The following is a 15,093-nucleotide window of genomic DNA, read 5'->3' on the forward strand; positions in this document are numbered from 1 at the left end:
CAGCAGCCGGAGCCAAGCTGTGGCGGATACGGGGAGCGAGGAGTCACCCCCGGCGCGCCACCGACCCCGTACCGGCAATAGGCGAAGCCACCGTGCCGAACCAAACCAAAACCCACCCCAACCACCCACCGGGCAGGGGCGAACGGGGGCGCCCCGGAAACCTGGAACGGGCGAACCGGCCACGGAGTAATGGCTGGCCGCCGGCGCGAGCGAACCCGTGGTGGTCCGATTTGGGCAGGTTTCGGTTGCTGATCACGGGATACCCGCGCCACCGTGCAGCAGACATTCGCCACCAAGGCATCACCAGTCACAGGAGGGCCCTGGGTCTTCCCGGTGGCCCGGCCGCGGCCGGGGCAGGGGGAGGGGCCGGTGGGCGGCCCGTGGGACGCGGTGCTGTTCGACCGGGACGGGACCCTCGTGGTGGACGTGCCGTACAACGGCGATCCGGCCCGGGTGCGGGTGATGCCGGGGGCGCGGGAGGCGCTGGAGGAGTTGCGGGCGCGTGGCATCGCGGTGGGGGTGGTGAGCAACCAGTCCGGGGTGGCCCGGGGCCTGCTGACCCGGCGGCATGTGTACGCCGTGCTGCGGAAGGTGGAGGAGTCGCTGGGCCCGTTCGGGGTGTGGGCGGTGTGCCCGCACGGCCCGGACGACGGCTGCGCGTGCCGCAAGCCCGCGCCGGGCCTGGTCTTCGCCGCCTGCCGTCGGCTGGGCGCGGCCCCGTCCCGTACCGCGGTCGTCGGCGACATCGCCGCCGACCTCGCGGCGGCCCGCGCCGCCGGCGCCCACGGCCTGCTCGTCCCCAACGCCGCCACCCGCCCCGAGGAAACCGCCCGAGCCCCCCTGACGGCCCCCGATCTGCCCACCGCGGTAAGCCTGTTGCTCTCCAACGCCCCCACGCCGGCCGCAGGCCGTACCGGTACCGCGCGCGACAACGGCGGGGCCGGCCGTCACGGAGGTATCGCATGAGGACCCTCGTCGTACGCCTCGACAGCGCCGGTGACGTGTTGCTCGCCGGGCCCGCGGTGCGGGCCGTGGCGGCGGGGTCGGCGCATACGACGATGTTGTGCGGGCCGTTGGGGGAGCAGGCGGCGCGGTTGTTGCCGGGGGTGGACGACCTGCTGGTGTACGACGCGCCGTGGGTGGGATTCGAGCCGCCGCCGGTGCGGCGCGACGAGGTGCTGGCGCTGGTGGCGGCGGTGGCGGCGCGGCGGTTCGACCGGGCGCTGATCCTGGCCTCGGCGCATCAGAGCCCGTTGCCGGTGGCGTTGCTGCTGCGGATGGCGGGGGTGCCGTGGATCGGCGCCGACAGCGAGCACTACCCGGGGGCGTTGCTCGATCTGCGGCACCGCAGGTTCCCCCGGCGGCACGAGGCGCGGGCCGGGCTCGACCTGGCCGAGGCGGCCGGCTTCGGGCTGCCGCCCGGTGACAGCGGCGGGCTGCGCGTCCGGGAGCTGCCCGACACCACGGCGCTGACCGGCCCCGATCCGTACCTGGTGGTGCACCCCGGGGCCGCCGTGCCCGCCCGCGCCTGGAGTCCGGGGCGGGCGCAGGCCGCCGCGGCGGCGCTGAGCCGGGCCGGCCACCGGGTCGTGGTGACCGGCGGCCCGGCCGAGAAGGAGCTGACCGCGCAGGTGGCCGGGGACCACGCGCTCGACCTCGGCGGGCGCACCGGGCTGCCGAAACTGGCCGCGGTGCTCGCCGGAGCCTCGGCCGTGGTGACCGGCAACACCGGCCCGGCCCATCTGGCGGCGGCCGTGGGCACCCCGGTCTGCTGCCTGTTCGCCCCCGTGGTGCCCGCCGAGCGGTGGGCCCCGTACCGGGTGGCGCACGTGCTGCTCGGCCGGGCGGACGCACCCTGCGCGGGCACCCGGGCCCGGGCCTGCCCGGTACCGGGCCACCCGTGCCTGGACTCGGTCACCGACGAGGAGGTCGTCGCGGCCGTCACCGAACTGACACAACGTCAGGAAGTCGAGGAGGCGACGGCGTGAACATCCTGCTGTGGCACGTGCACGGTTCCTGGACCACCGCGTTCGTCCAGGGACCCCACACCTACCTGGTGCCGGTCACCCCGGACCGCGGCCCGGACGGGCTGGGCCGGGCCCGTACCTACCCCTGGCCCGCCTCGGTGGTGGAGCTGAGCCCAGCCGAACTGCGCGACCACCCGGTCGACCTGGTCGTCCTGCAACGCCCGCACGAACCACGGCTCGCCGAGGAGTGGCTGGGCGGACGCCGCCCCGGCCGCGACGTCCCCGCCGTCTACGTGGAACACAACGCGCCGCACGGCGACGTCCCCGACACCCGCCACCCGTACGCCGACCGCGACGACCTCACCCTGGTGCACGTCACCCACTTCAACCGGCTCTTCTGGGACAACGGCAGCACCCGCACCACCGTGATCGAACACGGCATCCCCGACCCCGGCCACCGCTGGACCGGCCGGCTGCCGCACGCCGCCGTGGTGGTCAACGAACCGCTGCGGCGCGGCCGTACCACCGGCACCGACCTGCTGCCGCAACTCGCCGAGGGCGCCCCGCTGGACGTCTTCGGGATGGGCACCGAAGGGCTCGCCGAACGGCTGGGCATCCCCGCCGACCGCTGCCGCACCGCCGACCTGCCGCAAGGCGGCCTCCACGACGCCCTCGCCGAACGCCGCTGCTACCTGCACCCGATCCGCTGGACCTCGCTCGGGCTCTCCCTGCTGGAGGCGATGCACCTGGGCATGCCCGTGGTCGCCCTGGCCACCACCGAGGCCGTCGCCGCGGTGCCGCCGGACGCCGGGGTGCTCTCCACCCGGCCCGAGGTGCTCGCCGAGGCGATCCGCCGCTACGCGGCCGAACCCGAGGCCGCCGCGGCCGACGGCGCCCGCGCGCGCCGCGCCGCCCTGGACCGTTACGGCCTCAAGCGCTTCCTCGCCGACTGGGAGCGCCTGATGGAGGAGGTGACCCGCGTATGAGGCGCACCGACCGCCCCCACCTGTCGATCGCCCTGGTCTCCGAGCACGCCAGCCCGCTGGCCGCGCTCGGCGGTGTCGACGCCGGCGGCCAGAACGTGCACGTGGCGCAGCTCGCCGCGGCGCTGGCCGACCGCGGCCACCGGGTCGCCGTCTACACCCGCAAGGACCACCCCGACCTGGCGCCCACCGTCACCCTGCGGCCCGGCGTCACCGTACGCCACGTGCCCGCCGGACCGCCGGAACCGGTGCCCAAGGACGAACTGCTGCCGTTCATGGCCGAGTTCGGCCGCTTCCTGGCCAAGGACTGGGCCGCCGAGGCGCCCGACGTGGCCCACTCGCACTTCTGGATGTCGGGCCTCGCCACCTCGCTCGCCTGCCGTGAGCTGGGGCTGCCGTTCCTCCACACGTACCACGCGCTGGGCACCGTCAAGCGGCGCCACCAGGGCGACGCCGACACCAGCCCGCCGGACCGGATCGCGGTGGAGACGGCGGTCGGCCGCGAGTGCGACCGGATCGTGGCCACCTGCCGCGACGAGGTCGGCGAACTCCGGGCGATGGGGCTGCACCCCGCCCGCACCACCGTGGTGCCGTGCGGTGTCGACCCGCAGGTGTTCACCCCCGACGGCCCCAGGGCCCCGCGCGGCCGGCTCCCGTACCGGCTGCTGCAGATCGGCCGGCTGGTGCCGCGCAAGAACGCCGCCGTCTCCATCGCGGCCCTCGCCGGACTGCCCGACGCCGAACTCGTCGTCGCCGGCGGCCCGCCCGAGGGACGCCTCGACGGCGACCCCGAGGTGCGGCGGCTGCGCGCGGTCGCCCGGGAACGCGGCGTGGCCGACCGGGTCCGCTTCACCGGCGGCGTACCCCGCACCCACGTGCCCGAACTGCTGCGCTCCGCCGACGTGGTGCTCTGCCCGCCCGCCTACGAGCCGTTCGGCATCGTGCCGTTGGAGGCGATGAGCTGCGGCACGCCGGTGGTGGCCAGCGCGGTCGGCGGCCACCTGGACACCGTGGCCGACCCCGCCACCGGGTGCCTGGTGCCACCGGGAGACCCCGGCGCGCTCGCCGCCGCCGTCGCCGGGCTGCTGGACGACGCCGACGGCCGCCGGGCCCGGGGCGCCGCCGGCCGCCGCCGGGTGCTCGCCCGGTACGGCTGGGACCGGGTCGCCGCCGCCACCGAACGGGCCTACCACGAGGTGCTGCGCGACCGTCGCGCCGACCGGCGCGCCGCCTGACCGCCCCGGCACGCCACCGCCCCCACCCACCACCGCACCGCCGAGGAGGACGGGCCGCACCCGGCCCACGCCACCATGAACGAACCGCACCGCACCGCCCGTGCGCACTGCCGGGCCCTTCATGAAGCCCTCGCCGGGTTCGAGGAACACGAACTGCGCCGCGTCACCGCCTGGGGCCGCCACCTGGCCGCCGTGCTGCCGGTCGGCGGCCGGCTGCTCGCCGCGGGCAACGGCGGCAGCGCCGCCCAGGCCCAGCACCTGACCGCCGAACTCGTCGGCCGCTACGCCCACGACCGCCCCGCCTACTCCGCCATCGCGCTGCACGCCGACACCTCCTCGGTCACCGCCATCGGCAACGACTACGGCTTCGACGAGCTGTACGCCCGCCAGGTCGCCGCCCACGGCAGGCCCGGTGACGTGCTGGTGCTGATGTCCACCTCCGGCCGCAGCCCCAACCTGCTGGCCGCCGCCGACACCGCGCGCGCCGCGGGGCTGGCGGTGTGGGCGATGACCGGCCCGCGCCCCAACCCGCTGGCGCTGCGCGCCGCCGACGCGCTGTGCGTGGACGCCCACAGCACCGCCACCGTGCAGGAGGCCCACCTGGTCGCGCTGCACCTGCTGTGCGAGGCGTTCGACGCCGCCGCGCCCGCCCCGCGCGGGGTCGCCCACGGCACCCGGGAGGTGGCCGGACGATGACCCACGGCCCCCTTGTCGTCGTCGGCGACACCCTGCTCGACCGGGACATCGACGGGGACGCCCACCGGCTCGCCCCGGACGCGCCGGTGCCCGTGGTCGACGTCCGCGACGGACGCCACCGGCCCGGCGGGGCGGGGCTCGCCGCCGTCCTCGCCGTCCGCGACGCCCGGGACGTCGTCCTGGTCACCGCGCTCGGCACCGACCCGGCCAGCCGCACCGCCCGCCAGGAGCTGACCGCCGCCGGGATCCGCCTGGTCGAACTGCCGCTGCACGGCTCGCTGCCGGTCAAGACCCGGGTCCGGGCGGCCGGGCGCCCCCTGGTCCGCTACGACGAGGGCGGCGGGCGGCCCGGCGGCGCACCCCGTGCCGAGGTGCGCGCCGCCCTGGCCGGCGCCCGCGCGGTCCTCGTCGCCGACTACGGACGCGGCGTCGCCGGACGCCTGGCCGCCGAACTGACCGCCACCGCCCGCCGTGTCCCGGTGGTGTGGGACCCCCACCCGCGCGGTGACACCCCGGTGCCCGGGGTGCGCATCGCCACCCCCAACGCGGCCGAGGCGCTCGGCTTCGCCGGCGGGGACGACGGCGACACCCTGCGCGGCCACGCCGCCCGGGGCGCCCGGCTGGCCGCCCGCTGGGAGGCCGCCGCGGTCGCCGTCACCCTCGGCGACCGCGGCGCGCTGCTGACCCGGGCGGCCGGGATGTCACCGATGCTGGTGCCCGCCCCGGAAGCGGTCGACGGCGACCCGTGCGGGGCCGGCGACTGCTTCGCCACCACCGCCGCCGCGGCGCTCGCCGACGGCGCCCTCCCCGAGGAGGCCGTGCAGCGCGCGGTGGCCGCCGCCACCGAGTGGATCGCCGCGGGCCCCGCCACCGGCCGCCCCGCGCCGTCCGGCACCGCACGCCCCGGCCAGGACGCCTTCGCGCTGGCCGAGGCGGTCCGCTCGCGCGGCGGCACCGTGGTGGCCACCGGCGGCTGCTTCGACCTGCTGCACGCCGGCCACGTCGGCCTGCTGCAAAGCGCCCGGCGGATCGGCGACTGCCTGGTGGTCTGCCTCAACTCCGACGCCTCGGTGGCCCGGTTGAAGGGACCCGGCCGCCCGATGACCCCGCAGGCCGACCGGGCCCGGGTGCTGACCGGCCTGGGGTGCGTGGACAGCGTGGTCGTCTTCGACGAGGACACCCCCGAGACCCTGCTGCGCCGACTGCGACCGGACGTATGGGTCAAGGGCGGCGACTACACCGCCGAGACCCTGCCGGAGGCGGCCACGCTGCGCGAATGGGGCGGCCAGAGCGTCGTCCTGCCCTACCTGGAGGGCCACTCCACCACCGACCTGGCCCGCCGGGCGGCCCGCGCCTGGGGGCAGGAGGCACCCTCGTGACCGCCCCCCGGATCCTGGTGCTGCGCGCCCTCGGCCTCGGCGACCTGCTGACCGCCGTGCCCGCGCTGCGCGCCCTGCGCCGCGCCGCCCCGCGCCACGAGATCGTCCTCGCCGCCCCGCGCAGGCTCGCCGACGCCGTTCACGCCACCGGTGCCGTGGACCGGCTGCTGCCCGCCGAGGCCCCCGCCCGCGAGGTCCCCGCCGTCCTGCCGTGGACCGGGCTCGCCCCCGACCTCGCCGTCGACCTGCACGGCAACGGACCGGCCAGCCGCGACCCGCTGGCCGCCCTGAACCCCGGCCGGCTGATCGCCTACGCCGCCCCCGGCGCCCCCCGCTGGCGCCCCGACGACCACGAACGGCTGCGCTGGTGCCGCCTGTTGACCGCCCACGGCATCCCGGCCGACCCCGACGACCTGCTGCTGCCCGCCCCCGACACGATCTGCGCCGTGCCGTGCGCCACCATCGTCCACCCCGGCGCCGACGCCCCCGCCCGGCGGTGGCCGGCCGAGCGCTTCGCCCTGGTCGCCCGCTCCCTGCACGCCGCCGGACACCACGTGGTGGTCACCGCCGGACGTGGCGAGGCGGACCTCGCCCGGCAGGTCGCCGCGTCCGCCGGGCTCCCCGGCCACGCGGTCCTCGGCGGGGAGGGCGACATCCCGTTCCCACAACTGGCCGCGCTGGTCGCCCGGGCCCGCGCGGTGGTGGTCGGCGACACCGGCGTGGCCCACCTGGCGACCGCCTGCGGCACGCCGTCGGTGGTGCTGTGCGGACCGGTGTCACCGGCGATCTGGGGGCCGCCGGCCGGCCGCGTCCACCAGGTGCTGTGGCACCCCGCGCCGGACGACGGGGTACGCCCCGGCGACGCCCACGGCACCCGCCCCGACCCGCGGCTGCTGCGCATCACCCCCGCCGAGGTCCTGGCCGCCGTCGAACGGCTGCCCGTCCACGCGGAGCACCCATGACCCCACCCGTCGGCATCGTCGTCATCACCCGCGACCGCCGCGAGCGGCTGCTGCGCACGCTCGCCCGGCTCACCACACTGCCGCAACGCCCGCCCGTCGTGGTGGTCGACAACGCCTCCACCGACGGCACCGCCGCCGCGGTCCGCGACGCCTTCCCGGCCGTCCGGCTGCTCACCCCCGGCCGCAACCTCGGCGCCTGCGGACGCAACCTGGGCACCGCCGCCCTCGACACCCCCTACGTCGCCTTCGCCGACGACGACTCGTGGTGGGAGCCGCAGGCCCTCACCCGGATCGCCGCGCTCTTCACCGCCCACCCGCGGCTCGCGCTGATCGCCGCCGCCGTACGGGTCGGCCCGGACGGCCACCGCGACCCGGTCGAGGAAGCCCTGGCCGCGGCCCCGCTGGGCACCGAACCCGACCTGCCCGGCCCCTCCGCGCTGGGCTTCCTCGCCTGCGCCTCGGCGGTACGCCGCCGGGCCTTCGAGGCGGTCGGCGGCTTCCACCCGCTGCTCCACTTCGGCGGCGAGGAGGAACTGCTCGCCCTCGACCTGGCCGCCGACGGCTGGGGGCTCGCCTACTGCCCCGAGGTCGTCGCCCACCACGACCCCGGCCCGCAGCCCCGGACCGGCCGCGCCGCCCGGCTGCGCCGCAACGCCCTGCTCACCGCCTGGCTGCGCCGCCCGCTGCGGCACGCGATCCGGGCCACCGCCACCTTGACCCGGCAGGCCGTCACCGACCCCGCGGCCCGCCGCGCGCTGCCCGCCGCCGTCGTTCGGATCCCCGCCGCGCTACGCCACCGCAAGCCGCTGCCGCCCGGCGTCGAGGCCCGCGCCCGCAGTCTGGAGGGGGTGCCGTGACCGATCCGCGCACCACCGTCGTCGTCATCACCCGCGACCGCCGGGACGAACTGCTGCGCACCCTGGACGAGTTGGCGGCGCTGCCGGAACGGCCGCCGGTGATCGTGGTGGACAACGCCTCCACCGACGGCACCGCCGAGGCGGTCCGCGGCTGCCACCCCGGGGTCCGGCTGCTCACCCCCGGCCGCAACCTCGGCGCCTGCGGCCGCAACCTCGCCGCCCGCCACGTCACCACGCCCTACCTCGCCTTCTGCGACGACGACTCGTGGTGGCAGGCGGGATCCCTGGCCGGCGCCGCCGACCTGCTCGACGGCCACCCCCAGGTGGTCTCGGTCACCGCCCGCATCGTGGTGCACCCGCCCGACGCGGCACCGGACGACCCCGGCTACGAGGACCCCATCGTGCCCGAGCTGCGCGAGTCCCCGCTGCCCCGGCCCGGCGGTCTGCCCGGCCCCGTGCTCGGCTCTTTCCTGGCCGCCGCCACCGTGCTGCGCACCGACGCCTTCCGGGCCGCCGGCGGCTTCTCCACCCGGCTGTGGCTCGGCGGCGAGGAGGAACTGCTCGCCGCCGACCTCGCGGCGTCCGGCTGGTGGCTGCTGTACGCCGACGACCTGACGATCCATCACCAACCGTCGCGGCGGCGGGACTCCACGCTCCGCCGCCGCCACGGCATCCGCAACACCCTGTGGACCACCTGGCTGCGCCGCTCCGCGCCGGCCGCGCTGCGCCGCACCGCCCGGCTGGTCACCGAGGTGCCCAAGGACCGGGTCACCGCCCGCGCCTTCGCCCAGGCCGCCGCCGGACTGCCGTGGGTGCTGCGGGAACGCCGGCCGCTGCCGCCCCCGGTCGAGCACCGGCTGCGGCTGCTGGACGACCCCCAGCACGCCTCGACCGCCCGCCGCTACGTGGGCTGACCCGAGGAGGAACCGTTGCGCACCCTGCTCACCGGATGGTTCAGCTTCGTCGAGGGCGAGGCCACCGCGGGTGACGTGCTCTCCGCCGAGACCGTCGCGCGGGTCCTGAAGGAGGAGGGCGTCCCGCACGACGTCGCCTGGTCCCCGGTGTTCCGCCCGGACGCCCTCCACCTGGACGAGGCCGACCCGGCCGACTACACGCACCTGGTCTTCGCCTGCGGGCCGCTGCACTCGCTGCCGCCCCGCCCCGGCGCCACCGCCCCGCTGCTGTGGCTGCACCAGCGGTTCGCCGGCTGCCGCCGGATCGCGGTCGGCGTCTCCGTACCCGACCCCGACGACCCGGCGGTCACCGGGTTCGACGTGGTGCTGGCGCGCGACGGCCCCGGGGTGGAGCCCGCCGTCGACCTGTCGGTGCACGCGCCCCGGGCCGCCGGGCTGCCGCTGATCGGCGTGGTCACCGCGCACGGCCAGGGCGAGTACCGCGACCTGCGGCGGCACGAGCAGGTCAACGCCGACCTCGACGCCTGGCTCTGCGGCCTCGACGTGGCCCGGCTGCCGCTGGAGACCCGGCTGGACCGCGGCGACTGGCGGCTGCCCGGCAACGTCGCCCAGCTCGAACGGGTCATCCGGGCCTGCGACGCGGTGGTCACCTCCCGGCTGCACGGCCTGGTGCTGGCGCTGCGCGGCGGGGTGCCGGCGCTCGCCGTCGACCCGGTGGCGGGCGGCGCCAAGGTGACCGCCCAGGCCCAGGCGCTCGGCTGGCCGGCGATCCTGCCCGCCGACCGCGTCCACCCGCCCGAACTCGACCGGATGCTCGGCTGGTGCCTGTCCCCGCAGGGCCGGCAGCGCGCCCGGGAGAACCCGCCCACCCCCGGCCACGACCTGCTCGACGCCCTGTGCCGGCGGCTCACCGGCTGACACGGGGCGCACCGCCGCGGCGGCCGGCTGAGCAGGGGGGAACCCCTCACCCGGCCGCCGCGGCGCCGGGGGTCAGCCCCGCTCGGCCAGGAGCGCGGCGACCCGCTCGCGCACCTGCTCGGTGTCGAGGCCGCGCACGGTCAGCGTGGTGCGCCGGCGCAGCACGTCCTCGGGGGTCTGCGCCCACTCGTGGTCGCGGGCGTAGACGACCTGGGCCCAGATCTCCGGGCCGTCCGGGTGGATCCGCTCGGCCAGCGCCGGGTCCTCGTTGACCAGCCGGGCGATGTCGAAGGACAACGCGCCGTAATGGGTGGCCAGATGACGCGCGGTCTCCGGCTCCAGCCGGGTGCCCGGCTCGCGGTCCACCAGCAGCCGGTGGGCGACCGCGTTGGGGTTGGCCACGCCCGGCAGCGGCACCCGGCGCACCAGGTCGCCGACGGGCTGCATGTCACCGCGGAGCGGGTGGCCGGGCAGCTTGGCGAGCTTGTCCATCACGGTGCGGCCGATGTGCCGGTAGGTGGTCCACTTGCCGCCGGCCACCGACAGCATCCCGCCGCGCCCCTCGGTGACCACGGTCTCGCGCTTGGCGGACTCCACGCCGCCCGGGCCGCCGGGCAGCACCCGCAGCCCCGCGAAGGCGTAGGTCATCAGCTCGCGGTCGAGGTGCTCGTCGCGCACCGAGAAGGCCGCCTCGTCCAGGATCTGCTGGATGTCGGCCTCGGTCACCCGCACGTCGGCCGGGTCACCGGTGTACTCCTCGTCGGTGGTGCCCAGCAGCAGCTGGTCCTCCCACGGCAGCGCGAAGGTGATCCGGTACTTGTCGATCGGGGTGGCCATGGCGGCCTTCCACGGCGCCTTGCGCTTGAGCACCAGGTGGGCGCCCTTGGACAGCCGGATGCTGGGGGCGGCCCCGGCGTCCTCCATCCTGCGCAGGTGGTCCACCCAGGGGCCGGTGGCGTTGAGCACCAGCCGGGCGTCGACGCCGAACTCGGTGCCGTCCAGCCGGTCCCTCAGCTCGGCGCCGGTGACCCGGCCGTCGGTGAACCGCAGCCCGGTCACCTCGGCGTGGTTGAGCACCACGGCACCGGACTCCACGGCGGCCCGGACCGTCATCACGGCCACCCGGGAGTCGTTCATCTGGTGGTCGCCGTAGACCGCGACCGCCTTGAGGTTCTCGGTGCGCAGCGCCGGGTTGTCGGCGGCGGCCCGGGCCGGGGAGATGACCCGGCCCACGCCGTCGCCGAAGGCGGAGAGCATCGAGTAGGCGAAGACACCGGCGCCCAGCTTGGCCGCGCCGTGCGGGCCGCCCTTGTACACCGGCAGGTAGAAGGTGAGCGGGTTGACCAGGTGCGGGGCGACGTCCTTGGCCAGGACCCGGCGCTCGTGGTGGTTCTCCGCCACCAGCTTGACCGCGCCGGTCTGCAGGTAGCGCAGACCGCCGTGGACGAGCTTGGAGGAGGCGGAGGAGGTGGCGCCGGCGAAGTCGCCGGCGTCCACCATCGCGACCCGCAGTCCGGCCTGGGACGCGTGCCACGCCACCGAGGTGCCGAGGATGCCGCCGCCGATCACCAACAGGTCGTACGTGGCGCGGCTCAGCAGGTCACGGGTCTCGTCACGGCTGGGGTTGCGGCCGGCGGCCGGGTGCGTCCCCAGGGCGGGGACGCGCAGCGGGGTGCTCATGTTGTCTCAGTGCTCCTCTTCGATCCAGCCCATGGTCCGCTCGACGGCCTTGAGCCAGTTCTTGTACTCGCGGTCACGGGTGGCCGCGTCCATACGGGGGGTCCATTCGGCCGCGCGCCGCCAGTTGGCCCGCAGCTCATCGGTGTCCTGCCAGAAGCCGACCGCCAGGCCCGCCGCGTAGGCGGCGCCCAGGCAGGTGGTCTCGGCGACCATCGGACGCACCACGGGGGCGTCGAGCGCGTCGGCGATGGTCTGCATCAGCAGGTTGTTGGAGGTCATGCCGCCGTCCACCTTCAAGGCGGTCAGCTCCACGCCGGAGTCCTTCGCCATGGCGTCGACGATCTCCCGGGTCTGCCAGGCGGTGGCCTCCAGCACCGCGCGGGCGATGTGCGCCTTGGTGACGTAGCGGGTGAGCCCCGCGATGACACCGCGCGCGTCGGAACGCCAGTAGGGGGCGAACAGTCCGGAGAAGGCGGGCACGAAGTAGGCGCCGCCGTTGTCCTCCACCGAGCTGGCCAGCGTCTCGATCTCGGCGGCCGTGCTGATCAGGCCCATCTGGTCGCGCATCCACTGCACCAGCGAGCCGGTCACCGCGATCGAGCCCTCCAGGGCGTAGACCGGGGCCTGGTCGCCGATCCGGTAGCCGACGGTGGTCAGCAGGCCGTTGTAGGAGTTCACCGGGGTCTCACCGGTGTTCAGCAGCAGGAAGGTGCCGGTGCCGTAGGTGGACTTCGCCTCGCCCTTGGCGAAACACGTCTGGCCGAACAGGGCGGCCTGCTGGTCGCCGAGGGCGGAGGCCACCGGCACGCCCTCCAGGGCGCCCTTGGCGGTGCCGTAGACCTCGGCGGAGGAACGGATCTCCGGGAGCACGGCGGCCGGGATCTCCATGGAGGACAGGATCCGCTCGTCCCAGCTGAGGGTCTGCAGGTTCATCAGCAGGGTGCGCGAGGCGTTGGTGACGTCGGTGACGTGCACGCCGCCCTCGGTGCCGCCGGTGAGGTTCCAGATCACCCAGCTGTCCATGGTGCCGAAGAGGATCTCGCCGCGTTCGGCGCGCTCCCGCAGCCCCTCGACGTTGTCGAGCATCCAGCGGATCTTGGGGCCGGCGAAGTAGCTGGCCAGCGGGAGACCGGTCTCGCGGCGGAAGCGGTCCTGGCCGACGTTGCGGCCCAGCTCCTTGCAGAGGGCGTCGGTGCGGGTGTCCTGCCAGACGATGGCGTTGTGCACCGGCTCACCGGTCGCCTTGTCCCACAGCACGGTGGTCTCGCGCTGGTTGGTGATGCCCAGCGCCTTGACGTCGTCCTTGCCGATGCCCGCCTTGGCCAGCGCGCCGGCCACCACTTCCTGGACGTTGGTCCAGATCTCGGCGGCGTCGTGCTCGACCCAGCCCGGCTTGGGGAAGATCTGCTCGTGCTCCTTCTGGTCGACGGAGACGATGCGGCCGTCGCGGTCGAAGACGATGCAGCGGGAGGAGGTGGTGCCCTGGTCGATGGCGGCGATGAACGGCCCGGCGTGGGTGTCGGTCATGGGGTGCTCCTGGTAAGTCGGTAGGGGATGACGGCGGTGGACTGCGTTACGCGAAGGCGAGCTGGTAGATCCCGCCGGCGAGGGCGCCGCCGACGAGCGGGCCCACCACCGGTATCCACGCGTAGCCCCAGTCGGAGCCCCCCTTGTTGGGCAGCGGCAGCAGGGCGTGCACGATGCGCGGGCCGAGGTCGCGGACCGGGTTGATGGCGTACCCGGTCGGGCCGCCCAGCGACAGGCCGAGGCCGACCACGGTCAGCGCCACCAGCAGGATGCCCAGGCCGTTGAGGGCCAGCTCCTTGGTCATGCCCTGGGTCAGGATGAAGAGCACCAGCACGGTGGTGGCGATGATCTCGGTGGCCAGGTTCTGCCAGACGTTGCGGATCTCCGGGCCGGTGGAGAAGACGCCGAGCACCGGGCCGCCCGGGTTGTCGCCGTCCTTGGTGACCGGGCCGGCCGGGTCGGCGCCGCGGCCGGCCTCGACGACCTCCGGGTCGGTCAGGTGGGCCTTGAAGTGCCCGTAGTAGGCGACCCACACCAGGAAGGCGCCGATCATCGCGCCGAGCAGCTGTCCGGCCAGGTAGACCGGCACCTTGCTCCAGTCACCGGTCTTGATCGCCACCCCGATGGTGACCGCGGGGTTGAGCTGTCCGCCCGAGTAGCCGTTGGAGATGTAGGCCCCGGCGAGGACGGCGAAGCCCCAGCCGAAGGTGATCGCGAGCCAGCCGGCGTTCTGCGCCTTGGACTTCTTGAGGGTGACGGCCGCGCACACGCCGCCGCCGAGAAGGACGAGCACGGCGGTGCCGATGAGTTCGCCGATGAAGATATGGCCGCTGGACATCGCGACTCCTTTGTCTCCGTCCACGGGGGCGGATCTCTGAATGACGTGAGGCGGCGGGCCGGGTCCCGTCCGGTGTTCGACAATGTCGACCGCCGAACGGCAGTTTTATACCCTCCGGTAGGTGCGTCAAGGGGCCTGTGACAGAGGACTCCAATCTGTGATCCTTCGGGGCGCAACCACCCCGAACCACCCCGCCCGGGCCGTCGCCCGCCGGCCGCTCAGAACCGCGTCCCGCCCAGGTCGCGGGAGACCGAACGGGCGCAGTCGCGCACCGCGGCCACCAGCCGGGCGCGGACCTCGCCGCCCTCGCAGACCCGCTCCACCGCGCCGGTGATCCCCACCGCCCCGACCGGCATCCGCCGCCGGTCGTGGATGGGGGCGGCCACCGACGCCACGCCCTCCCAGGTCTCCTCCAGGTCCACCGCCCAGCCGCGCGCCCTGGTGATGTCCAGCACCCCCTCGAAGTCCGCCGCGCCGGTCACCGTGTGCGCGGTGAACCGCTCGCGGGCCGCCTCCACCGCCTCACTGTGCGCCACCGGGTCGTACGCCGCCAGTACCTTGCCGAGGGCGCTGCTGTGCAGCGGCTGCATGGCGCCCACCTCCAGCACCTGGCGGCTGTCGTCGGGACGGAAGACGTGGTGCACGATGAGCACCCCCTGCTGGTGGAGGACGCCCAGGTAGACCGCCTCACCGCTGGCCCGGGCCAGGTCGTCGGTCCACACCAGGGCGCGGGCCCGCAGCTCGTGCACGTCCAGGTAGCTGTTGCCCAGCCGCAGCAGCTCCGCGCCGAGCTGGTAGCGGCCGGAGACCTCGTCCTGCTCCACGAAGCCCTCCTGCTGCAAGGTGCGCAGGATCCCGTGGGCGGTCCCCTTGGCCAGGCCCAGCGCGGAGGCGATGTCGGTGAGCCCGAGGCGGCGCTCGCCCCCGGCGAGCAGCCGCAGCATCGCCGCCGCGCGCTCCACCGACTGGATGCTTCCTGCCATCGGGGCAACCTCCGTATGCCATCGTTCGGCAATGCTGAACACGATTGGGCGATGCCGACCATCATCGTATGCAACGAGTCTGCCAACCACCTCGGCGGCCATGCACACCGGCCCAGTTCAGCCACGTGTTTTCGGCCATTTCCCTGTGCGACCG

The 15,093-nt window shown here is 75.5% G+C and carries 14 protein-coding genes; 10 read left to right on the top strand and 4 right to left on the bottom strand.

Annotation, left to right across the window (positions count from 1 at the left end; all coding sequences use genetic code 11):
• Nucleotides 1–273: 273 nt before the first annotated feature.
• The 10 genes from SCATT_RS24300 (at nucleotide 274) to SCATT_RS24345 (ending at nucleotide 9,911) form a co-directional block, all read left to right on the top strand.
• A complete protein-coding gene (locus SCATT_RS24300; RefSeq protein ID WP_078590818.1) occupies nucleotides 274–966 on the top strand; it encodes a D-glycero-alpha-D-manno-heptose-1,7-bisphosphate 7-phosphatase in 693 nt (230 codons plus the stop codon).
• Entirely contained in the window at nucleotides 963–1,988 is a 1,026-nt protein-coding gene (locus SCATT_RS24305) for a glycosyltransferase family 9 protein (RefSeq protein WP_014145845.1), read from the top strand. Before SCATT_RS24300 ends, SCATT_RS24305 begins: the two co-directional genes overlap by 4 nt.
• Nucleotides 1,985–2,953, top strand: coding sequence for a glycosyltransferase (locus tag SCATT_RS24310; protein WP_014145846.1), 969 nt, complete (start codon nucleotides 1,985–1,987; stop codon nucleotides 2,951–2,953). Before SCATT_RS24305 ends, SCATT_RS24310 begins: the two co-directional genes overlap by 4 nt.
• Nucleotides 2,950–4,185 (top strand): glycosyltransferase, encoded by a 1,236-nt coding sequence (locus SCATT_RS24315; RefSeq protein WP_014145847.1) that lies wholly within the window; start codon nucleotides 2,950–2,952, stop codon nucleotides 4,183–4,185. The genes SCATT_RS24310 and SCATT_RS24315 overlap by 4 nt, the downstream gene beginning before the upstream one ends.
• Before the next feature lie 75 nt (nucleotides 4,186–4,260).
• Nucleotides 4,261–4,881, top strand: a complete 621-nt coding sequence (locus tag SCATT_RS24320) for a D-sedoheptulose-7-phosphate isomerase (protein WP_014145848.1) — start codon at nucleotides 4,261–4,263, stop codon at nucleotides 4,879–4,881.
• Nucleotides 4,878–6,260 carry a D-glycero-beta-D-manno-heptose 1-phosphate adenylyltransferase gene (rfaE2, locus tag SCATT_RS24325; RefSeq protein ID WP_014145849.1) on the top strand — a complete coding sequence of 461 codons (1,383 nt, stop codon included), beginning with the start codon at nucleotides 4,878–4,880 and terminating at the stop codon, nucleotides 6,258–6,260. The genes SCATT_RS24320 and rfaE2 overlap by 4 nt, the downstream gene beginning before the upstream one ends.
• A complete protein-coding gene (locus SCATT_RS24330) occupies nucleotides 6,257–7,222 on the top strand; it encodes a glycosyltransferase family 9 protein (RefSeq protein WP_014145850.1) in 966 nt (321 codons plus the stop codon). Before rfaE2 ends, SCATT_RS24330 begins: the two co-directional genes overlap by 4 nt.
• Nucleotides 7,219–8,079, top strand: coding sequence for a glycosyltransferase family 2 protein (locus SCATT_RS24335; RefSeq protein WP_014145851.1), 861 nt, complete (start codon nucleotides 7,219–7,221; stop codon nucleotides 8,077–8,079). The genes SCATT_RS24330 and SCATT_RS24335 overlap by 4 nt, the downstream gene beginning before the upstream one ends.
• The gene (locus SCATT_RS24340; protein ID WP_014145852.1) at nucleotides 8,076–8,993 is read left to right on the top strand and encodes a glycosyltransferase family 2 protein; all 918 of its coding nucleotides are present in this window, start codon (nucleotides 8,076–8,078) and stop codon (nucleotides 8,991–8,993) included. Before SCATT_RS24335 ends, SCATT_RS24340 begins: the two co-directional genes overlap by 4 nt.
• Nucleotides 8,994–9,008: 15 nt before the next feature.
• Complete coding sequence (locus SCATT_RS24345; protein ID WP_014145853.1) at nucleotides 9,009–9,911, top strand: polysaccharide pyruvyl transferase family protein; 903 nt, start codon at nucleotides 9,009–9,011, stop codon at nucleotides 9,909–9,911.
• 72 nt (nucleotides 9,912–9,983) lie between these two features.
• On the opposite strand, the gene SCATT_RS24350 is transcribed toward SCATT_RS24345, so the two are convergent.
• From SCATT_RS24350 to SCATT_RS24365, 4 genes are all read right to left on the bottom strand, one after another.
• Nucleotides 9,984–11,591, bottom strand: coding sequence for a glycerol-3-phosphate dehydrogenase/oxidase (locus tag SCATT_RS24350; protein WP_014145854.1), 1,608 nt, complete (start codon nucleotides 11,589–11,591; stop codon nucleotides 9,984–9,986).
• A 6-nt stretch (nucleotides 11,592–11,597) separates the two neighbouring features.
• The gene (gene glpK, locus SCATT_RS24355; RefSeq protein ID WP_014145855.1) at nucleotides 11,598–13,118 is read right to left on the bottom strand and encodes a glycerol kinase GlpK; all 1,521 of its coding nucleotides are present in this window, start codon (nucleotides 13,116–13,118) and stop codon (nucleotides 11,598–11,600) included.
• 46 nt (nucleotides 13,119–13,164) lie between these two features.
• On the bottom strand, nucleotides 13,165–13,956 hold the full coding sequence (locus SCATT_RS24360) for an MIP/aquaporin family protein (RefSeq protein WP_014145856.1): 792 nt from the start codon (nucleotides 13,954–13,956) through the stop codon (nucleotides 13,165–13,167).
• 218 nt (nucleotides 13,957–14,174) lie between these two features.
• Nucleotides 14,175–14,939, bottom strand: coding sequence for an IclR family transcriptional regulator (locus tag SCATT_RS24365; protein WP_014145857.1), 765 nt, complete (start codon nucleotides 14,937–14,939; stop codon nucleotides 14,175–14,177).
• Nucleotides 14,940–15,093 lie beyond the last annotated feature (154 nt).

Origin of the sequence: Streptantibioticus cattleyicolor NRRL 8057 = DSM 46488, from assembly GCF_000240165.1 — a bacterium.
GTDB classification, from domain to species: domain Bacteria; phylum Actinomycetota; class Actinomycetes; order Streptomycetales; family Streptomycetaceae; genus Streptantibioticus; species Streptantibioticus cattleyicolor.